The sequence below is a fragment of the Bradyrhizobium sp. 14AA genome (assembly GCF_054185205.1).
Map to the genome: position 1 here is coordinate 163,850 of NZ_JAVAYM010000021.1, position 21,261 is coordinate 185,110.

Annotated in this window: 15 protein-coding genes; 8 read left to right on the forward strand and 7 right to left on the reverse strand. The window is 65.7% G+C overall.

All coding sequences use genetic code 11. The features are described from left to right. The first annotated feature begins 1 nt into the window (after position 1). From RAD15_RS31405 to RAD15_RS31435, 7 genes are all read left to right on the forward strand, one after another. Entirely contained in the window at positions 2–943 is a 942-nt protein-coding gene (locus RAD15_RS31405; RefSeq protein WP_458182249.1) for a carbohydrate ABC transporter permease, read from the forward strand. Continuing rightward, positions 936–1,781, forward strand: coding sequence for a carbohydrate ABC transporter permease (locus RAD15_RS31410; protein WP_458182223.1), 846 nt, complete (start codon positions 936–938; stop codon positions 1,779–1,781). The genes RAD15_RS31405 and RAD15_RS31410 overlap by 8 nt, the downstream gene beginning before the upstream one ends. 22 nt (positions 1,782–1,803) lie before the next feature. Further along, positions 1,804–2,901: a Gfo/Idh/MocA family protein gene (locus RAD15_RS31415; protein WP_458182224.1), complete on the forward strand. Its 1,098-nt coding sequence runs from the start codon at positions 1,804–1,806 to the stop codon at positions 2,899–2,901. Positions 2,902–2,911: 10 nt separating this feature from the next. Beyond that, positions 2,912–3,556, forward strand: a complete 645-nt coding sequence (locus RAD15_RS31420) for a ThuA domain-containing protein (RefSeq protein WP_458182225.1) — start codon at positions 2,912–2,914, stop codon at positions 3,554–3,556. Continuing rightward, positions 3,553–4,602 (forward strand): LacI family DNA-binding transcriptional regulator, encoded by a 1,050-nt coding sequence (locus tag RAD15_RS31425; RefSeq protein WP_458182226.1) that lies wholly within the window; start codon positions 3,553–3,555, stop codon positions 4,600–4,602. The genes RAD15_RS31420 and RAD15_RS31425 overlap by 4 nt, the downstream gene beginning before the upstream one ends. Positions 4,603–5,129: 527 nt before the next feature. After that, positions 5,130–6,590 carry an ATP-binding protein gene (locus RAD15_RS31430; RefSeq protein WP_458182227.1) on the forward strand — a complete coding sequence of 487 codons (1,461 nt, stop codon included), beginning with the start codon at positions 5,130–5,132 and terminating at the stop codon, positions 6,588–6,590. Next, positions 6,587–9,556: a bifunctional [glutamine synthetase] adenylyltransferase/[glutamine synthetase]-adenylyl-L-tyrosine phosphorylase gene (locus RAD15_RS31435; RefSeq protein WP_458182228.1), complete on the forward strand. Its 2,970-nt coding sequence runs from the start codon at positions 6,587–6,589 to the stop codon at positions 9,554–9,556. Before RAD15_RS31430 ends, RAD15_RS31435 begins: the two co-directional genes overlap by 4 nt. Here RAD15_RS31435 and RAD15_RS31440 read toward each other — a convergent pair. From RAD15_RS31440 to RAD15_RS31460, 5 genes are read right to left on the reverse strand one after another with little or no spacing between them, the layout of a single operon-like run. Next, complete coding sequence (locus tag RAD15_RS31440) at positions 9,531–9,764, reverse strand: formate dehydrogenase subunit delta (RefSeq protein WP_458182230.1); 234 nt, start codon at positions 9,762–9,764, stop codon at positions 9,531–9,533. The two genes, RAD15_RS31435 and RAD15_RS31440, sit on opposite strands and share 26 nt — an antisense overlap. Then, the gene (gene fdhD, locus RAD15_RS31445; protein ID WP_458182231.1) at positions 9,754–10,581 is read right to left on the reverse strand and encodes a formate dehydrogenase accessory sulfurtransferase FdhD; all 828 of its coding nucleotides are present in this window, start codon (positions 10,579–10,581) and stop codon (positions 9,754–9,756) included. Before fdhD ends, RAD15_RS31440 begins: the two co-directional genes overlap by 11 nt. A 4-nt stretch (positions 10,582–10,585) precedes the next feature. Continuing rightward, positions 10,586–13,471: a formate dehydrogenase subunit alpha gene (gene fdhF / locus RAD15_RS31450; RefSeq protein WP_458182233.1), complete on the reverse strand. Its 2,886-nt coding sequence runs from the start codon at positions 13,469–13,471 to the stop codon at positions 10,586–10,588. A gap of 10 nt (positions 13,472–13,481) precedes the next feature. Then, complete coding sequence (locus RAD15_RS31455) at positions 13,482–15,038, reverse strand: formate dehydrogenase beta subunit (RefSeq protein ID WP_458182234.1); 1,557 nt, start codon at positions 15,036–15,038, stop codon at positions 13,482–13,484. Next, positions 15,035–15,511, reverse strand: a complete 477-nt coding sequence (locus RAD15_RS31460; protein WP_458182235.1) for a formate dehydrogenase subunit gamma — start codon at positions 15,509–15,511, stop codon at positions 15,035–15,037. Before RAD15_RS31460 ends, RAD15_RS31455 begins: the two co-directional genes overlap by 4 nt. A 224-nt stretch (positions 15,512–15,735) precedes the next feature. Here RAD15_RS31460 and RAD15_RS31465 point away from each other — a divergent pair, with 224 nt between their 5' ends. Further along, positions 15,736–16,623 carry a LysR family transcriptional regulator gene (locus RAD15_RS31465; RefSeq protein WP_458182237.1) on the forward strand — a complete coding sequence of 296 codons (888 nt, stop codon included), beginning with the start codon at positions 15,736–15,738 and terminating at the stop codon, positions 16,621–16,623. A gap of 192 nt (positions 16,624–16,815) precedes the next feature. Here the strand turns inward: RAD15_RS31465 and RAD15_RS31470 are convergent, their stop codons facing one another. Next, a complete protein-coding gene (locus RAD15_RS31470; protein WP_458182238.1) occupies positions 16,816–19,146 on the reverse strand; it encodes a PAS domain-containing sensor histidine kinase in 2,331 nt (776 codons plus the stop codon). A gap of 227 nt (positions 19,147–19,373) precedes the next feature. Then, a complete protein-coding gene (locus RAD15_RS31475) occupies positions 19,374–20,747 on the reverse strand; it encodes a cation diffusion facilitator family transporter (protein ID WP_458182240.1) in 1,374 nt (457 codons plus the stop codon). Positions 20,748–21,261: the final 514 nt, after the last annotated feature.

Here is a 21,261-nt window from a genome sequence, read left to right on the forward strand (position 1 = left end):
GGTGGAACGACGGATCGCAAGCGCGTCGGCGATGAGCGTTGCGAAGCCATCGGTCTCGCCGCTTGCGCTTCGCGGCCCGAGGTGGGATGGCCGTTTCACGGTCCTGATCCTGTTCCTGCCGCCTGCACTGCTGCTGTTTACGGTGTTCGTGGTGCTGCCGATCGGCGAGGCCGCTTGGTACTCGACTTTCAACTGGAACGGGTTCGGCAGGCCGACGAACTGGATCGGCTTCGACAATTACCGTTTCGTGCTGGAGACGCGGGCTTTCTGGCTCGCGCTGCGCAACAACGGACTGATCATCGCCGTTTCGCTCGCCATCCAGCTGCCGCTTGCTCTCGCGCTGGCTCTCATGCTCGCCGAACGCTTCCGCGGGGCCGTGGCGCTGCGCATGCTGTTCTTCATGCCCTATATCCTGGCCGAGATCGCGACCGGGCTGATCTTCAGCTTCGTCTATGACGGCGATTACGGCCTCGTCGCCTCGGTCTGGCGCGCATTCGGCGCCCAGCCTCCGCATCTGTTGGCCTCGACCGACACGGCGATGCTGGCGGTGCTGATCGTGGTGGTCTGGAAGTATTTTGGCTTCCATATGATGCTGTTCATTGCGGCGCTGCAGGGCCTCGACAAGAGCCTGATCGAGGCCGCCCGAATCGACGGCGCGACGCGGACGCAGACGCTGCGCCACGTCGTGATCCCCTTGCTCTTTCCGACCATCCGCCTGTCCGTATTCTTCGCCATCATCGGTTCCCTGCAATTGTTCGACCTCGTCATGCCGCTGACGCGCGGAGGACCGGCCGACTCGTCGAACACGATGGTCAGCTTTCTCTACAACAACGGCATCTCGCGCATGCGGGTCGGCTATGGCAGCGCCATCGGCGTCATCCTGTTCGCGATCTGCGTGACCTTTGCTTTCACCTACAAGCGATGGTTCATGCGCGATGAGTAGTGTCGGAGCCAGAAGCGCATTCGATCCCGCCGCGTTGTTCAAGGCGCTGTTCCTCGGCTTGATCGCGATCTTCGTCCTGGTGCCGCTGCTCGGGACCCTGCTCGGCGGCTTCAAGTCGCTCGGCGAGTTGCGTGTCAATCCGTTCGGCCTGCCCAGGCATTGGGAGTGGCAGAACTACGCCGACATCCTGTTCTCGGCGCGCTACTGGCAGCTCTTGCGCAATTCGCTGATCATCTCGACGCTGGCGGTGACGCTGACCCTGATCACGGCTTCGATGGCCGCGTTCACCTTCGCCCACGTCAGGTTTTACGGGAGCTCGATGCTGCTCAGCTACCTGACGCTGGGCCTGCTGTTTCCCGCTGCAACCGCCGTGCTGCCTCTGTTCATCAAGGTGCGGGATCTCGGCCTGCTCGATACCTATTTCGGCGTTGCGCTGCCGCAGGTGGCGTTCAGCCTCGCCATGAGCGTGCTGCTGTTGCGCCGCTTCTTCAAGGACATCCCATACGAGTTGCTCGAGGCCGCGCTGGTCGACGGTTGCAGCTATATCAAGTTCTTCCGCTATGTGACGTTACCTCTATCGCGTCCGATCCTGGCGACCGTCGGCACCATCACCTTCGTCAACAGCTGGAACGCCTATCTGTTGCCGCTGGTGATGCTGAACACCGACGCGCTGTATCCATGGCCGCTCGGAATCATGGTCTACCAGGGCGAATACTCGTCCGAATGGCACCTGATCCTCGCCTTCATCACCCTCACCATCCTGCCCACGATCATTCTGTTTCTGCTGGCGCAGAAGCAAATCGTCGCCGGCCTCACTGCTGGCGCGGTCAAGGGATGAGCCATAGTCTCGGGAGCCCAAAATGAGAAAAGTCGGCGTCGGAATCATCGGCTGCGGTGTGATCAGTACCGCCTACCTCAAAGCGGCCCAGCGTTTTCCGGTCATGGAAGTCAGGGCGCTTGCAGACATGCGCAGCGAGACCGCGGAGCGCCAGGGAGCGGCGTTTGGTTTGCCGGCAATGCGGGTCGACCAGTTGTTGAAGCGCGACGATGTCGAAATCGTCGTCAATCTCACGGTGCCGCTCGCCCACACCGACGTCAGCCTGGCTGTGCTGAACGCCGGCAAGCACGTTCATTCGGAGAAGCCGCTCGGAATCAATGTTGCCGAAGCGCGCAAGGTCATGGAGGTCGCCGCACAGAAGAACCTGCGCGTCGGCTGCGCTCCGGATACGTTTCTTGGCGGCGGCCATCAGACCGCGCGCAAGCTGATCGACGACGGTGCGATCGGCACGCCTGTCGCGGGCAGCGCGTTCTTCGGCTGCCCCGGTCACGAGCGCTGGCATCCGGCGCCCGGCTTCTATTATTTGCGCGGCGGCGGACCGATGCTGGACATGGGGCCTTATTACATCACCGATCTCGTGCAATTGCTCGGTCCGGTCGCCAGCGTGATGGGCTCGACCGCGCGTCCGAAGACCGAGCGTCTCGTCACCAGCCAGCCGATGAACGGTGCGCTGATCCCGGTCGAAGTCGCGACCCATGTCGCGGGCACGCTGGAGTTTGAAAGTGGCGCGGTCGTCTCGATCACGATGAGCTTCGACGTGCCGAAACACCGGCATGCGCCGATCGAGATCTACGGCGACAAGGGCAGCATGCTGGTGCCGGATCCAAATCGTTTCGGCGGCGAAGTGCAGGTGGCGAAGACCGGCGGTGAATGGGAGGCGATGCCGCTGACGCACGGTCACGTCGAGGGCGAGTTCCGCTCCATCGGCGTCGCCGACATGGCCTCCGCGGTCCTGAACGACCGGCCGCATCGCGCCAGCGGCGCGCTTGCCCTCCACGTGCTGGAGGTGATGGAGGCGTTCCAGACCTCCGCCGACGAGGGCCGCCGCGTCAAGATCGAGAGCAGCGTTGAGCGGCCGGCGATGCTGCCGGCCGGACGTGAAACCGGACAGATCGACTGAGGGAATGACCATGCGCAAGGCAATGATTGTATGGGGTGGCTGGCCGGGACATGATCCCGATCTCTGCGCCTCGATGATCCGTGGCTGGTTGAAGGCGGAAGGCTTCGAGGTTCGGATCGAAACCACGACGGCATCCTTCGCCGATCCCGCGATCCATGATCTGTCGCTGATCATACCGATCTACACGATGTCGAAGATCGAGAAGGCGGAGGCGCTCAATCTCTGCGCAGCGGTGCGCAATGGCGTCGGACTTGCCGGCCATCATGGCGGCATGTGCGATGCCTTCCGTGAGTCGGTCGACTACCAATTCCTGTGCGGCGGGCAGTGGGTCGCCCATCCCGGCAACATCATCGACTACAAGGTCGACTTGACGAAACCGGATGATCCCATCATGACGGGTCTCAAGAGCTTCGAGCATCGGTCAGAGCAATATTACATGCATGTCGACCCCGCCAACGAGGTGTTGGCGACGACCACTTTCACCGGCGAGCACGCGCCCTGGATCGAGGGCGTGGTGATGCCGGTGGTCTGGAAGAAGCGCTATGGCGCGGGGAGGGTGTTCTACTCCTCGCTCGGCCACCGCGCCTACGAGCTGGACGTGCCGGAGATCCGAACGTTGATGACCCGCGGCATGCTTTGGGCCGCGCGCGAATGACGGCTGGCGCGATCCAGCCGGTGGTTCGCGCCACGCTCGAGGACGTCGCGCGCGCGGCGGGCGTTTCGCTCGCCACCGTCGATCGCGTCGTCAACCGGCGCGAGGGCGTCCGGGCCAAGACCGTCGCGCGCGTCGAGGCCGCGGTGGCAAAACTCGGCTATCGCGCCGACATTGCCGCGGCCCGGCTCGCCCGCGGGCAGTCGTTCCGCTTCGCTTTCGTGCTGCCGACAGGTAGCAACAGCTTCATGACCAACCTGACCGAGCAGGTCGCTCGTACCGCGGACTGGCTCGCCGGCCAGCGCGGCTTCATCGATATCCACCATGTCGACGTGTTCGACCCCGATGTGCTTGCCGTTGCGCTGGAGAGCCTCTCGCCCGCCTATCAGGGCGTTGCCGTGGTCGCGCTCGATCATCCCAGGGTTCGCGCCGCGATCGACGACCTCGTCGCGCGCGGGATTGCCGTGGTGACCCTCGTGTCGGACGCGCCAAGCTCGTCCCGCGTACACTATGTCGGGATCGACAACCCGGCCGCAGGCCGTACTGCGGCAACGCTGATGGGGCGCTTCCTCGCGGAACGCGAGGGGACCGTCGCCGTGATTGCGGGAGCGTTGTCGCTGCGCGATCACACCGAACGGCAGTTCGGCTTCCACCAGATCCTGTCGAGCGAATATTCGAACCTGTCCGCGCTACCGGTCATCGAGGGGCGCGACGACAGTGATCGCACGCGAAAACTCACGGCCGCGCTGCTCGCGCGCCATGCCGACCTCCGCGGCATATATTGCTGCGGCGCCGGAAACCGCGGCATCGCCGATGCGCTCGAAGCCTCGGGCCGCGCGCGCGAGGTGATCTGGATTACCCATGAGCTGACCGAGTACACAAGGCGATTCCTGGTCCGCGGCACGCTCGACGCCGTCATCAACCAGGATGCCGGCCACGAGGCGCGGTCTGCGGCGCGAATCCTGCTCGCGCATTGTTCGGGCGAGCCGATCAGTCCCGACCAGGAGCGCATCCGCATCGACATTTTCCTGCGGGACAATTTGCCGTAATTTCGAGTTTCTCCGGCGATGTGTTGGTCATGCCGCCGGCCTGTCATCGTAAGCACCCCCGTTGCGGGCGACACGTCCGATGCCCGGCCAAGCGAAGTGGGCACCGACATTCTGCGTCCCGGTAGGGCAGTGAAACGGAAGGTCCACACCCGATCGCCGCTCCCGCGTACCACCAGGCAGCGCCCCAGTGTCCGCATGAACGCCAGCTTGCGGGGATTTAACTTGGTTCGAATGGAGGGCCACTTTAACGTCCCCGTCCGCTTACCACCTTCCGTCACGGATGCTGTGCTCGTCAGGGTCAGTCGTTCCGCGAGGAACCAGTGCGGATGTGTGACCGTCACGGATACTTTCAAAAGGGTGGATGTGCCGCCTTGCCACTTTTCTTACCAAGACCGCCTGGCGTTGGGCGAGTTTGGGCGAAGACAGACGGTAGGCGATAAAGCCAAGTTGCTGTAAACAAAGCAGAATTCAAAGGGTAACGGTGCCTGATGATAGCAAACGCGGTAATGAAACTGGATACATGATCCGTGACGGCATTCGGTAAACTCGTCCGCACCACGGCATTCCGGCTCACGCTGGTCTATCTGCTGCTGTTCGCGATGTTCGCGGCCTCGCTGCTCGGCTATTTCGCCTGGAATACGCGGCGGCTGATCACCGAGGAGATCACGCAGACGGTCAATGCCGAGACCTCGGAGATGAACGAGATCTACGGCCGCGGCGGCATGTTTCGCCTCGTGCGGACGATCGAATATCGGGCGCTGCGCCCGGGCGCCAACCTCTATCTCGTGACCACGCCGACAGGGCAGGCGATCGCCGGCAATGTCGGTTCGCTGGCGCCGGGGGTGATGGCGACGCGCGGCTGGTCGGAGACCGCCTACCGGCGGATCGAGGATGCCGATGACCGCGACCATCGCGCGCTGGTGCGTGTCACTGAACTGGAGAACGGCTTCCGGCTCCTGATCGGCCGTGACCTCGCCGAGCGGCGCCGCCTGTTCGGCATCGTGGCCAAGGCCGCGCAATGGTCGATCCTGATCGTCGTGGTGCTCGGCCTCGGCGGCGGCATCTTCGTCGCGCGCCGCGTGCTGAGGCGCATCGACGCCATGAGCGGCACGGCGCATCGCATCATGACTGGCGATCTCAGCGAACGCCTGCCGGTGGGACGCAGCGGCGACGAGCTCGACCGCCTCGCGGAAAACCTCAACGCCATGCTGGAGCGGATCGAGGCGCTGATGGCGGGGTTGAAGGAAGTCTCCGACAACATCGCCCATGATCTCAAGACGCCGCTGACGCGCTTGCGCAACCGTGCCGAGGAGGCCCTGGCCAAATCCGGCAGCGAGGCCGACTATCGCGCCGCGCTGGAGCGGACCATAGAGGAATCCGACGGCCTGATCCGCACCTTCAATGCGCTGTTGATGATCGCGCGGGCCGAGTCCGGTCAGGCACGCGGCAACATGGATGATTTCGACGCCGCCGAGGTCGCGGGCGGCATCCACGAGCTCTACGAGCCGCTGGCCGAGGACGACGGCATGACCCTGAAGGTCAAGGCCGATCCGACGCCGGTCCACGCCAACCGCGAATTGATCAGCCAGGCGTTGGCCAATCTGGTCGAGAATGCGATCAAATACGGCAAGCCCGTCACGCAGACGGCTGGAACCGTCGTCAGCATGGACGCTGGGCAGATCACGATCGAGGCGAAGCGCGAGGGCGACCAGGTGCTGCTCAGCGTCACCGATCGCGGCCCCGGCATCCCCGAGGCCGACCGCAAGCATGCCGTCGAACGATTCGTGCGGCTGGAGGCGAGCCGCACGCTGCCGGGCTCCGGCCTCGGCCTCAGTCTCGCCGCGGCCGTTGCGACATTGCATGGTGGCGAATTGCGGCTGAGCGATGCCCATCCGGGCCTCGTCGCCACGCTGGTGCTCCCGGCGCGCGCAGGCGCCGGCGACAGGGTTGCTCCTCCAATACCGGATGTGCCACAGAAGGTGGCATGAACCACTCCGCGCCGGGAAACGCGGACAAGACTGGCGAGAGCTTGGCCGCGCGCTTTGCGGAGGCTCCCCATATTGCCGCTTCCACAACCGACCAACGCCGTTTTGAAAACTGGCTGGCCGAGCTCGAGCCGGCACAATCGGCCCGTCTCGAAGCGCTGCTGGTCCATCCCTTCGCCCGGAATATCCTGGCCGGCATCGCGGAATTCTCGCCCTATCTGTTCGATCTGGCGCGCGCCGATGCGCCGCGCCTGATCCGGCTGCTCGAATGCGAGCCGGACGCGCATCTGGCGGCGCTGATCGCGGAGGCGCGGGGCGCGGTCCTCGCGGCCCCGGACGAAGCCGAGGTGATGCGCCTGCTTCGCCGCATGAAGGCGGAGACCGCGCTGCTGACCGCGTTGTGCGATATCGGCGGTGTCTGGCCGGTGATGCGGGTGACGGCGGCGCTGACCGACGTTGCGGTGTCCTCGGTGCAGGCGGCGCTCCACTACCTGCTGCGGCAGGAAGCCGCACGTGGCAAGCTCTCGCCGTCCAATCCCGAGGCGCCCGAAGAGGGCAGCGGTCTCATCGTGCTCGCCATGGGCAAGATGGGCGCGGGCGAGCTGAACTATTCCAGCGACATCGACCTCATCGTGTTCTTCGATCCCGATGCCACGACGCTCGCGCCCGATATCGAGCCGCAGCCGTTCTTCGTCCGGGTGACGCAGGGCATGGCGCGCATCCTCCAGCAGCGCACCTATGACGGCTACGTCTTCCGCGTCGATCTGCGTCTGCGCCCCGATCCATCGTCGACCCAGGTCGCGATCTCCCGTGATGCCGCGCTCAACTACTATGAGCGGGAGGGGCGCACCTGGGAACGTGCCGCGATGATCAAGGCGCGCGCCTGCGCCGGCGATCCCAAAGCGGGCGAGGCGCTGCTTGCCGAGATCGCGCCGTTCGTCTGGCGCAAGCATCTCGACTTCGCCGCGCTTGCTGACGTCCACGACATGAAGCGGCAGATGCAGACCTATCGCGGCCAGAGCGAGGTCGCGGTCGAGGGCCATAACGTGAAGGTCGGGCGCGGCGGCATCCGCGAGATCGAGTTTTTTGCGCAGACCCAGCAATTGATCGCCGGCGGCCGTCATCCGGAATTGCGGGTGCGGCCGACGCTTAGGGCGCTCGGCGTGCTCGCCTCCAGCAACTGGATCACCTTCGCGGCGCGCGACGAGCTGACCGACGCGTACGAATTCCTGCGCCGGGTCGAGCATCGCCTCCAGATGATTGCCGACGAGCAGACCCACACGCTGCCCGAGGACAAGGAAGCGGTCGAACGCTTTGCCTGGTTCTTCGGCTATCCGGATCGCGAGACGTTTGCCCGCGATCTGTTGCGCCAACTCGAAATCGTCCAGGGCCACTACGAAAAACTGTTCGAGGGCGACGATCCCACAGGCACGGAAACCCTGCCGGCGCTCGATTACAGCACCGGTCCCGATGATCCGCGCCTGCTGCAATATCTGACGACGCTCGGCTTCAAGAAGCCGGCTGCCGTCGCACAGACGTTGCGCGACTGGATCAGGGGTGATTATCGCGTGTTCCGCAATGAGGCGACGCGAAGCGCCTTCGTCGAATTCGTGCCGGCCCTGATCGACGGCCTCGCGCGTGCCGAGGAGCCGGATCGCGCCGTCGTGGCGTTCGATCAATTCCTTGGCGCGCTCCAGCGTGGCGGCCGGCTGATCACGCTGCTCGGCCAGAACCGCGATCTCGTCGCGCTCGTGGCGCTGGTGCTGGGCGCTGCGCCCCGGCTCGGCGAGATGCTGGCGCGGCAGCCGCAGCTGATGGACGGCCTGATCGATCCGCGCTTCTTCGGCGCCATGCCGGACAGGCAGGAATTGTCGGGACGGCTCGCGACCACGGTGCATGACGCCGGCTCGTACGAAGAGTTCCTCGACCGGCTGCGCCTGTTCGGGCAGGAGAGCCTGTTCCTGATCGGCACGCGTATCCTGTCCGGCACCGTCTCGGCGCAGCAGGCGAGCACCGCCTTCGCGGATGTCGCCGAAGGCGTCGTCCACACCGTGCATGGCCTCGTCGCCGATCGCTTCGCCGCCCAGCACGGCCGGATCAAGGCGCAGGAGACCGCGATCATTGCGATGGGCCGGCTCGGCAGCCGCGAGATGACGGCGTCGTCCGATCTCGACCTGATCCTGCTCTACGATTTCGACAGCGACAGTCCGGACTCGGACGGAGCGAAGTCGCTTCAGGGTGCGCATTATTTCGCCCGCTTCACCCAGCGCCTGATCAGCGCGTTCACGACGCGCACCAATTACGGCGTGCTCTACGAGATCGACATGCGGCTGCGTCCGTCGGGGCGCGCCGGCCCCGTGGCCTCGAGCCTCGTCTCGTTCGCGGACTACCAGGCCAACGAGGCCTGGACCTGGGAGCACATGGCGCTGACGCGCGCGCGCGTGGTGTCGGCCTCGCCCCAATTCCGGGAACGGATCGAGCGCGTCATCCGCGATGTCCTGACCCGCCGCCGGGATCGCGCGATCATCGCCAACGACGTCGCCGACATGCGGCGGGCGATCGCGCAGGAGAAGGGCGAGACCGACTACTGGGATCTCAAATATGCCGCCGGCGGCATGATCGACATCGACTTCATCGCGCAGTATCTCCAGCTCGTGCACGCTCACCACAAGCCCGAGATGCTCGACGTCGGTACGATGCAGGTGCTGGAGAATGCCTGCAGGCTCGGCGTGCTTGGGCAATCCGAGACCGAGATATTGCGTGCCGCGGCGCGGCTGTATCACGATCTGACGCAGATCCTGCGGCTTTGCGTCAGCGACCGCTTCAAGCCGGAAACCGCCGGCACGGATCTGCAGCGCGTCATGGCGCGCGCCGGCGATGCGCCGGACTTCTCGTCGCTGGAGGCACGGGTGAAGGAGACGCAGGGCGAGGTGCGGCGCGTGTTCAGGGCGCTGCTGGAAGGGGCGTAGCCTGCTTCAGCGAAGTGAGGGCCTCGCGCACGTTCGGCTCCAGGCCCGCGCCGCCGGCATCGAGATGCGCGAAGATCGCGCGCTTCATCCGGGGATCCCAGAACTTCTTGATGTGCTCGGCGATCCCCGGCACGGCCTTGTCGTGGCCCTGGCTCTGGAAAAACTTGCCGATCTGGTTGGCCATGTAGATCAGGCGGTCAGGCGACATCGGCAACCTCCGTGGCATGGTGGGCGACGATCCGGCCACCATGCGAAAACACTTCGAACCCGTCCTGGCGGGCAATGGCGATCAGCGTGATGCCGGCGGCTTCCGCGGTGCGAACCGCAAGCGCGGTCGGCGCGGAAACGGCGACCATCACCGGCGCGCCGATCGCGGCGGTCTTCTGCACCATCTCGACCGAGACGCGGCTCGTCAGCAGCACCATGCCGCCGTATGCATCCGTGCGGCTGCGCGCCAGCGCGCCGGCGAGCTTGTCCAGCGCATTGTGGCGGCCGACATCCTCGCGCAGCGCGACGATGTTGCCGGCAGGCGACCAGAATGCGGCGGCGTGAACGGCGCGGGTTTGCAGATTGATCGATTGCAGCGGCGCGATGGCCTGCATCGCCGTCATGATCTGCTCGGGCGTGAAGGTCTGCCCGTGCGGCACGACCGTCGCGGGTCGCACGGCTTCGGCAATGGATTCGATGCCGCAGATGCCGCAGCCGGTGGGACCGGCGATGTGACGACGGCGCTCGCTGATGAGTGCCGCATCTTCCGGTGCAAGCCACATCCTGAGCTCGATGCCGTCGTCGAGGCGGACCACTTCGAGCGAGCGGATGTCGTCGACAGATTTGATGACGCCTTCGTCCAGGCTGAAGCCGACCGCAAAATCCTCGAGGTTCTGCGGCGTCCCCATCATGACGGCATAGGTGCCGCCATTATAGGTCAGCGCCAGCGGCGTCTCCTCCGGAATCAGCCGCACCCCCTCGGACGCGACACCGTCGCGCCAGGTTTCTCGGTCGATGGCCTGGACCGGCACGTGCATGCGGTTACTCCGCGGCCTCGGCCGGCGCGATGCGGCGCGAGTGCCGCGCCTGCTCGTCATAGCTCTTCTGCCAGTCGGATGGGCCGTTCGACGGCGAGATCTGCACCGCCGTGACCTTGTATTCGGGACAGTTGGTCGCCCAGTCCGAATAGTCGGTGGTGATGACGTTGGCCTGCGTGTCCGGGTGATGGAAGGTGGTGTAGACGACGCCGGGCGCGACGCGGTCGGTGATCTCCGCGCGCAACGTCGTCTCGCCGGCGCGGCTCTGCAACCGCACCCAGTCGCCGTCGCGCACGCCGCGCAGCTCGGCGTCGTGCGGATGGATCTCCAGGCGATCCTCGGCGTGCCAGACCACGTTCTCGGTGCGCCTTGTCTGCGCGCCGACATTGTACTGGCTGAGGATGCGTCCGGTCGTGAGCAGCAGCGGGAAGCGCGGGCCGGTGCGTTCGTCGGTCGCGACATATTCGGTGACGACGAATTTGCCCTTGCCGCGCACGAAGCCGCCGATATGCATCACCGGCGTGCCCTCCGGCGCCTTCTCGTTGCACGGCCACTGCACCGATCCGAGCTCGTCGAGCCTGGCGTATGAGACGCCGGCGAAGGTCGGCGTCAGCGCCGCGATCTCGTCCATGATCTCGGACGGATGGCTGTAGTTCATCTCGAGGCCCATGGCCTTGGCGAGGGCGATGGTGACCTCCCAGTCCGCCATGCCGTTCTTCGGCGTCATCACCTTGCGGACGCGCTGAATGCGGCGTTCGGCGTTGGTGAAGGTGCCGTCCTTCTCCAGGAAGCTCGAGCCGGGCAGGAAGACATGGGCGTAGTTCGCGGTCTCGTTGAGGAAGAGGTCGTGGACGATGACGCATTCCATCGCCGACAATGCCGCCACCACATGCTTGGTGTTGGGATCGGACTGGAGGATGTCCTCGCCCTGGACGTAGATGCCCATGAACGTGCCTTCGACCGCGGCATCGAACATGTTGGGAATGCGCAGGCCCGGCTCAGGGTTGAGCTTGACGTTCCACAGCGCCTCGAACTGGTCGCGCACGGCATCGCCCGAGATGTGGCGATAGCCCGGCAGCTCGTGCGGGAACGAGCCCATGTCGCAGGAGCCCTGAACGTTGTTCTGGCCGCGCAGCGGGTTCACGCCGACGCCGGGACGGCCGATATTGCCTGTCGCCATCGCAAGGTTGGCGATCGCGATCACCGTGGTCGAACCCTGGCTGTGCTCGGTGACGCCGAGGCCGTAATAGATCGCGCCGTTGCCGCCGGTGGCGTAGATGCGGGCCGCCTCGCGCAGATCCTTCGGATCGACGCCGGTGAGGATCGCGGTCGATTCCGGGCTGTGCTTCGGCTGCGCGACGAAGGCGGCCCATTCCTCGAACTCGGCCCAGTCGCAGCGCTCGCGTACGAAGGCCTCGTTGACGAGACCCTCGGTGACGATGACATGCGCCAGCGCCGTCACGACGGCGACGTTGGTGCCGGGCATCAACGGCAGATGCAGCGCCTTCACGTGCGGCGATTCCACCATCTCGGTGCGGCGCGGATCGATCACGATCAGCTTGGCGCCCTGGCGCAGCCGCTTCTTCAGGCGCGAGGCGAAGACGGGATGAGCCGAGGCCGGATTGGCGCCGATGATCAGGGCGACGTCGGTGTTCTCGACCGAATCGAAGTCCTGTGTGCCGGCCGAGGTGCCGAAGGTGACCGAAAGACCATAGCCGGTCGGGGAATGGCAGACGCGCGCGCAGGTGTCGACATTGTTGTTGCCGAACCCGGCACGGATCAGTTTCTGCACCAGATAGGTTTCTTCGTTGGTGCAGCGGGAGGAGGTGATGCCGCCGATGGAGTCGCGGCCGTACTTCTGCTGGATGCCGCGCATCCTGGCCGCGGCGAACGAGAACGCCTCGTCCCAGGAGACTTCACGCCAGGGGTCCTCGATCCGCTCGCGGATCATGGGGTTGAGGATGCGTTCCTTGTGGTTGGTGTAGCCCCAGGCGAAGCGGCCCTTGACGCAGGAATGGCCGCGATTGGCCTTGCCGTCCTTGTAGGGCACCATGCGCACGACTTCCTCGCCGCGCATCTCGGCCTTGAAGGTGCAGCCGACGCCGCAATAGGCGCAGGTGGTGACGACCGAATGCTCGGGCTGGCCGATCTCGATCACCGACTTCTCCGTCAGCGTCGCGGTCGGGCACGCCTGCACGCAGGCGCCGCAGGACACGCATTCGGAGCCGAGGAAGCTCTCGCTCATGCCCGGCGAGACGCGGCTGTCGAAGCCGCGGCCCGAGATCGTCAGCGCGAAGGTGCCCTGCACCTCCTCGCAGGCGCGGACGCAGCGCGAGCAGACGATGCACTTGGAGGGATCGTAGGTGAAGTAGGGATTGGACTCGTCCTTCGGCATCCAATGGTCGTTGCTGCAGCCGTCGGTCTTGCCAGGTGTCTTGGCGAAGACGTGGTTCTCGCCCTCGTAGCCGTAGCGTACGTCGCGCAGGCCGACGGCGCCGGCCATGTCCTGCAATTCGCAATCGCCGTTGGCGCCGCAGGTGAGGCAGTCGAGCGGATGGTCGGAGATGTAGAGCTCCATCACGCCCTTGCGCAGCTTCTTCAGCCGCTCGTTCTGGGTGTGCACGACGAGGCCGTTCATCACCGGCGTGGTGCAGGACGCCGGCGTTCCGGCGCGGCCCTCGATCTCGACGAGGCAGAGGCGGCAGGAGCCGAACGCGTCGACCATGTCGGTCGCGCAGAGCTTCGGGATCTGGTGGCCCGCATCCATCGCGGCCCGCATGATCGAGGTGCCCTCGGGCACCGTGACCTGGTTGCCGTCGATGGTCAGCGTCACCATCGTTTCCGATTTGGAAGCCGGCGTGCCGAAGTCGATTTCTTCGATCAGAGACATTGTCGTTCTCCTATTCCGCGGCCTGAAGCGTGGTCGGGGCCGGGACGAAATCCTCCCGGAAGTGCTTCAAAGCGCTGAGCACGGGGTAGGGCGTGAAGCCGCCGAGCGCGCAGAGCGAGCCGAATTTCATGGTGTTGCAGAGGTCTTCGACCAGCGCGAGGTTTTCGCTCACGCGTTCGCCATTGATGATCTTCTCGATGGTCTCGACGCCGCGGGTCGAGCCGATCCGGCACGGCGTGCACTTGCCGCAGGATTCGACGGCGCAGAACTCCATGGCAAAGCGCGCCTGCCTGCGCATGTCGACGCTGTCGTCGAACACGACGATGCCGCCATGGCCGATCAGGCCGTCGCGCGCGGCAAAGGCCTCGTAGTCGAACGGCGTGTCGAACAGGGCGCGGGGGAAATAGGCGCCGAGGGGGCCGCCGACCTGCACGGCGCGGACCGGACGGCCGGTGAACGTGCCGCCGCCGATGTCATCGACGAGCTCGCCGAGCGTCACGCCGAACGCGGTCTCGAACAGCCCGCCCTGGCGGATGTTGCCGGCAAGCTGGATCGGCATCGTGCCGCGCGAGCGGCCCATGCCGAAATCCGCATAGGTCTTGGCGCCTTCGGCGAGGATGAAGGGGACGGCCGCGAACGACAGCACGTTGTTGATGACCGTCGGCTTGCCGAACAGGCCGTGATGCGCGGGCAGCGGCGGCTTCGCGCGCACGATGCCGCGGCGGCCTTCGAGGCTCTCCAGCAGCGAGGTCTCCTCGCCGCAGACATAGGCGCCGGCGCCGACGCGCACTTCCATATCGAAGCTGTATGTCGAGCCGCCGATCTTGCTGCCGAGATAGCCGCCGCGCCTGGCCGCGACGATGGCCGCATTCATGGCTTCCACCGCGTGCGGATATTCGCTGCGGATGTAGATATAGCCCTTGGTCGCGCCGACCGTGATGCCGGCAATCGTCATGCCCTCGATCACCAGGAAGGGGTCGCCTTCCATGATCATGCGGTCGGCGAAGGTGCCGCTGTCGCCTTCGTCGGCGTTGCAGACGATGAATTTGCGATCGGCCTTGGCCTGCGCGACGGTCTTCCACTTGATGCCGGTCGGGAAGCCCGCGCCGCCACGGCCGCGCAGACCCGAGGCGGTGACCTCAGTGAGGATCGCGTCCGCGCCGAGCGACAGTGCGCGCTCCAGGCCCTTGTAGCCGCCGTGGGCGCGGTAATCGTCGAGCGAGCGCGGGTCGATCACGCCGCAGCGGGCGAAGGTCAGGCGGGTCTGGCGCTTCAGCCAGGGCAGCTCGTCCGCGACGCCAAGCCGCAGGGGATGTGGCCCGTTGCCCGCCATGGATTCGAACACGGAGGCAACATCCTCCGGGCTCACCGGCCCGTACGCGACGCGGCCCTTGAGGGTCGCGACCTCGACCATCGGCTCCAGCCAGCACAGCCCGCGCGAGCCGGTCCTGACGATCTCGACCGGCAGGCCGCGCTTGGCCGCGACCTGCTCGAAGGCGACTGCAATTTCATCGGCGCCGACGGCAACAGCGGCGGCATCGCGGGGAACGAAGATCCGCATGTTCATCGCTGCGCCTCCGCGACCAGTGCATCAAGGCGCTTCTGATCGAGCCGGCCGATGAGGCGGCCGTCGAGCATCGCGGACGGGGCGGTGGCGCACAGGCCGAGGCAGTAGATCGGCTCCAGCGTGACGCGATCGTCGGCCGTGGTGTTGCCGAGCGATACGCCGAGCTTCGCCTCGGCGCGCGCCGCCAGCGCATCGCCGCCGGCAGCCTGGCAGGCTTCCGCGCGGCAGAGCTTCAGCACATGGCGGCCGGCCGGCTTGTGGCGGAAATCATGATAGAACGTGAACACGCCATGCACTTCGGCGCGCGACAGATTGAGCGCCTGCGCCACCATGGGAATGGCGGCCTCCGGCACGTAGCCGAATGCCTCCTGAAGCGCATGCAGGATGACGAGCGTGGCGCCTTCCTGCCTGGCGTTTTCGGCGATGATCTCGGCGCCGCGGGCTTCGTCCCACGGATCGTAAAGCGTTGTCATTGTTCGTTCTCAACCTGAGCGTTCCTTCAGCGCAAACTATTTGGAATCATTCGAAGATCAATAAAGCTGTCTCATGCTGCGATTGCGAATTCAGATCGATTTGCAACCGCAATCGATCGATACGGAATGGTAATGAAATTTGTATCGGTTGCCGGTTTTTGCGTGTTGGTGCAGGCCCGGCATGCTAGCTTGCATGCCACGACAGAATCCGAGGGGACAACCGGTTGATCGACAAGCTTGAGCTGCTGCTGGCGCTGGCGAAGGAGCGGCATTTTGGACGCGCGGCCGAGGCCTGCGGCGTCACGCAACCGACCATGTCGACCGGGCTGAAGCAGCTCGAGGAGATCCTCGGCGTGATGCTGGTCCAGCGCGGCTCCCGCTTCCAGGGTTTCACCCCGGAAGGCGAGCGTGCCTTGGATTGGGCGCGGCGGATCGTGGGCGATGCCCGCGCGATGCGCGATGAGATCAACGGGCTGAAGCATCAGCTCTCCGGCGAGATCCGCATCGCGGCGATCCCGACCGTGCTCGGCATGGTCGCCGCGCTGACCACGCCGTTCCGCGCCAGGCATCCCGAGGTGCGCTTCCGCATCCAGTCCACGACGTCATCCGAGGTGTTGGGGCTGCTCGAAAATCTCGAGGTCGATGCCGGGCTGACCTATATCGAGAACGAGCCGATCGGCAAGGTGCGGACCATTCCGCTCTACAACGAGAGCTATCGGCTCCTGACCGCGCCCGATGCGATGTTCGGCGACCGCGAGACGGTGACCTGGACGGAAGTCGGCCAGGTGCCGCTGTGCCTGCTCACGCCCGACATGCAGAACCGCCGCATCATCGACCGCGCGCTACGCTCGGTCGGCGCGGAGGCAACGCCGACGCTGACCTCGAACTCGTTGCTGGTGCTGTTCACGCATGTGAAGACGGGGCGGTGGGCGAGCGTGATGCCGGCCAAGCTTGCCGAGACGCTCGGCCTGTCCGATACCGTCCGTTCGATCCCGATCACCGATCCCGACGTCAATTACAGCATCGGCTTGGTGATCCCGCAGCGCGATCCGATGACGCCGCTGATCGCGGCGCTGGTCAATGTCGCGCGCGAAGTCGCACCGTCTTTGTAATTGTAGGGGCCGTGGCGGGAAGCTGAGCAAGCGCCTCGTCCTTCGAGACACCCGCTTTGCGGGCTCCTCAGGATGAGGCTCCGTTGTATCGGTGTTCGTTGAAGCGGCTGCCGCGGACTCTGCCCTCATCCTGAGGGCCCGCCGGAGGCGGGCGTCTCGAAGGATGGCCGCAGGCGAGCTTCCCGCCGTGCGCTAGGCCGCGGCCGATATGCCCGACCCCGCCTTGATCGCGTCGCGCGGCAGGGTCACGCGGACGACGGTGCCGACTTCGAGCCTGGAGCGCAGCCGCATCGAGCCGCCGTGGAGCTGCGCCAGCGAGCGCGCGATCGCGAGGCCGAGGCCGGAGCCGTGATAGGTCTTGGTGAGCTGGCTCTCGACCTGCTCGAACGGGCGGCCGAGCCGCGCCAGCGAATGCGGCGCGATGCCGATGCCGGTGTCGGCGATCATCAGCACGATCCTGTCCTCGAGCTGCCGGCTGCGCACCACGATGCGTCCGCCGTCGGGCGTGAACTTCACCGCGTTTGAGAGCAGGTTGACGATGATCTGCTTGGTGGCACGGCGGTCGGCGACGACGGAGATGGATTTTGCGATGTCGGCGTCGAGCGTCAGGTGCTTGTCCTGCGCCCGGCCGGTGACGACCCGCAAGGATTCCGCCAGCGTCTGCGCCAGGTCGAGCTCTTCCATGTCGAGCTTCATGCGGCCGGCCTCGATCTTGGACATGTCGAGGATGTCGTTGATGACCTCGAGCAGATAGTGGCCGCTGGTCAGGATGTCCTGGCAGTATTCCTGGTACTTCTCGCTTCCGAGCTCGCCGAACATGCCCGAGCCCATGATCTCGGAGAAGCCGATGATGGCGTTCAGCGGCGTGCGCAGCTCGTGGCTCATATTGGCGAGGAATTTCGACTTGGTCTGGTTGGCTTCCTCGGCGCGGGTCTTCTCGCGCTGGTACTTTTCGGCGAGGTCGGCGAGCTCGACCGCCTGGCGCTCCAGTGCCGCCTGCGAGCGCTTCAGGTCGATGACGGTGGCACGCAGGCGCAGATCGTTGTCGACCAGCTTCTGCTCGTGCTCCTTGATGCGGGTGATGTCGGTGCCGACCGAGACGTAGCCGCCGTCCTTGGTGCGGCGCTCGCTGATGTGCAGCCAGCTGCCGTCGTCGAGCTGCGCCTCGAAGGTGCGCGCGCCGGGGCCTTGGGCTGCGGTCTCATTGTGGCGGGTGCGCACCTCCGGCATGCGGCCGACCTCGAGCACGGTCTCGTAGGAGGTGCCGGGGATGACGGCGCTGTCGGGCAGCTTGTGCAGGCGCTGGAAGTGCGAGTTGCAGAGCACCAGGCGGTCGCTGGCGTCCCACAGCACGAAGGCTTCCGGAATGGTCTCGATCGCGTCGCGCAGGCGCAGATCGGCTTCCACGGTCTTCTCCGCGAGGCTCTTCTGCTCGGTGATGTCGACGGCGATTCCGATCAGGTGCACGCTGGAGTCCGTCGCGCCGCGCGTCTTCTCGCAGCGGACGCGGAGCCAGATCCAGTGCCCGTCGACATGCTGCATGCGGAAGGTCTGGTCGATGTGGTCGATCTTCTCAGAGATCAGCTGGTCGGCGATCTCGAACAGGTCGATGTCGTCGGATTTCACCAGCGCGTTGACCTCGCCGAAGGTGAGGAGCTCGTTGCGGCCGTCGAGGCCGAGTATCGAGAACATCGACTGCGACCAGAAGATCCGGCCGCGCGACAGGTCCCAGTCCCACAGTCCGCAGCGGCCGCGGTTGAGCGCGGTGTCGATGCGGCCGCGCACGGCGTCGTTGATGAGGTCGCCTTCGCGGGCGCGGGTGGACTGCCAGTGGAAGGCAAAACCCAGGATCAGGACGACGAAGCCGGTGGTGGCCGACAGCGTCACCGAGAGCGCGGCGTCCGAGCCCCAGATCGGCTCGTTGCGCTCCTGGATCACGGTGACGAAGCCGGGCAGCGACTTGATCTGCCGCGAAGTCGCCATCGCGGCGTTGCCGCTCGGCAGCGTCATGTCGGAGATGTTGCCGTCGCGCGGCGGCGCCGCGAGCAGTTGCGCGGTGGTGATCGCATCGAGCAGACGGTCGTTGCCGGAGGGATCGCTGTCGACCGGGACGCGGGCGAGGAGGCGGCGGTCGACGCCGGCCGAGGTGACGATGACGTGGCGCCCCGAGGCCATGCCCCAGGACGGGATCAGGTCGGGCAGCAGCGTCGGCAGGCTCTCGATGTTCTTCAGTCGCTCCTGCCGCACGGAGGTGAGGCGGTCGATGCGTTCGGCGAGCAGGTCGGCGAGCGCCGAGATGTCGTGGCGGATCACCAGCCGCTTCTGGCGCGTCTGGTCGACGACCTGCACGAACGCGCCGAGGCAGATCGTGATCAGGAACGCGATGATGAGCGTCGGCACGGCGCGGCGCAGCGCCGGCTCCGCGATCAGGAGCCGATGATAGGCAGGTTTCGCGATCGATTGCGCCAATCCCTTGATCGAATCGGATTGGACGCACGCGTTCGCGGCGTCTGCACGCGACATGCCTTCGGCCCCCTGGAAAACCTGCTTGCAACTTGAGTTCGGAAGCAGCCCCACGTCGCTTCCGAATCACAGCGATTTGAATCCAGTTTTCCCGGGGTGTCGAGAGTCAATGAATCGTTAACGCGAAATTATTCTTATCCAACGCGCAGTTCGCGCATCGCGCGTCCGCAAACGCACGGGCGCGAGGAGTCCGAAACGAGAACGTGTGACTCCTCGCACGTTCTCCATCACGCACGCGGCGGTTCGGCGTGACTGATCACGCGCTTCACGCTCGGGAACGCGCGGCGCAACGCGCGCTCGATCGCGTCGACATGCTCGTGCACCTTGATCACGCTCATCGACGGTGCCGCGCGGCAGTGGAAGTTGACGATCTCGCCGGCATCGGTGTTGCGGACGCGCACATTATGGATGTCGTGGATATCGCCTTCGCCGGCGAACTCGGCCAGCGCGGCGGCAATGGTCTGCACGCGTTCCGGCGCGGCATCGACCCCGAACGGCAGTTCCGGTTCCAGCGGCTCGATATGGACGTCGACCTCGACGTCCTCGCCGAACTCCTCCTGGATGTTGCTTTCCAGCGTGTTGGCGATGTCGTGGGCGGCATCGAGCTGCATCCCGGCGTCGACCTCGAGATCGATGCTGACGATCAGCTTGGCGCCGAGATCGTGCACCGTGACGTGGTGGATGGCGAGGCCGGAATTGCGCGCGATCACCATGATGCGGTCGCGCACGGTCTCGTTGTCGCGCGCGACGGGAACGGCGGTGAAGGAGAGGTCGGCATCGCCGAACGCCTTGACGACGGCAGCCTCCGCGTTGCGCTTGATGCTCTCGACGCGGTCGATCGGGTAGGTCCGCGGCACCTTGGCGATGGTGTCAATGAACGTGGTTGCCCCGACCATGCGCACGCGCAGCCGCTCGACGTCGATCACGCCCGCAACGCTGCGGATCGCAGCCGTGGCCTTCTCCTGGGCGCCTTCCGGTGCGCGGTCGAGCAGCGTCTGCACGGTCGAGCCGGCCATGCGCAGGCCGAGCGCCGCGATCATCACGGCGACGGCGGCGGCCGCGGCCGCGTCGCCCCACCAGAAGCCGAGGGCGGCGAGGATCAGGCCGACGATCACGGCGCAGGAGCCCATCACGTCGGAGGCGAAATGCAGCGCGTCGGCGGCGAGCGCCTGGCTCCTGGTCTCCCGCGCGGCGCGGTGCAGGGCGCGGGCGCGCCAGAGATTGACGAGGATGTCGATCACCAGCACCACGAATGGCACGGCCGAGATGGTCGGCGGCGGGGTTCCCTCGCGCAGCCGGCTATAGGATTCGACCAGGATGCCGCCGGCGAGCACGTAGAGCAGGGCGGTGACGCCCAGCGCCGAGATGCTCTCCAGTTTGCCGTGGCCGTAATGGTGCTCCTCGTCCGCCGGCTTGTCGGACACCCGCACCACCGCCCAGGTGATGATGGTCGCGACCAAGTCGATTGAGGAATGCAGGGCCTCGGAGATCAGCGCCAGCGAGCCGATCGCGATCCCGACCACGAACTTGGCCGCCGCCATGCTGCCGCTGGCGAAGATCGAGATGGCCGCGACCGAGGACTTGTTGTGCTGGGAGGTCATGGCGGGGATTTAGCAGGGCGCGGGTGAACATCAAGCGGCGATCCACAGCTGTAGTCGCTAGTGAGTTGCAGGAGCGGGGCAATGTCATTCCGGGATGGTCCGAAGGACCAGACCTCAGGTGCGCAATTGCGCACCGGGGAATCTCGAGATTCCGGGTTCGATGCTTCGCATCGCCCCGGAATGACGAAGGGGAGCGTTAAGGCCGTTTCGTAGGGTGGGCAAAGGCGCGCAGCGCCGTGCGCACCAACAGGTGTTTCCTGATCAGCAACTGACGGTGGGCACGCTTCGCTTTGCCCACCTTATGAGACTCTCTCCGTTATGCCCGGGCTTGTCCCGGGCATCCACGTTCTTCGTGCCAAGCCCCAAGACGCGGATGGCCGGGACAAGCCCACGGGTGTCCGGTTTAGGTTTGAGCCAGACTTAGGCACATCTGGGGCTGATCTTGGCTGATCGTGGGTGGTTGGAGCAAGCTGTCGATACGGCGGCGCTGCATGAGGTTGGCGCGGACCAGTCT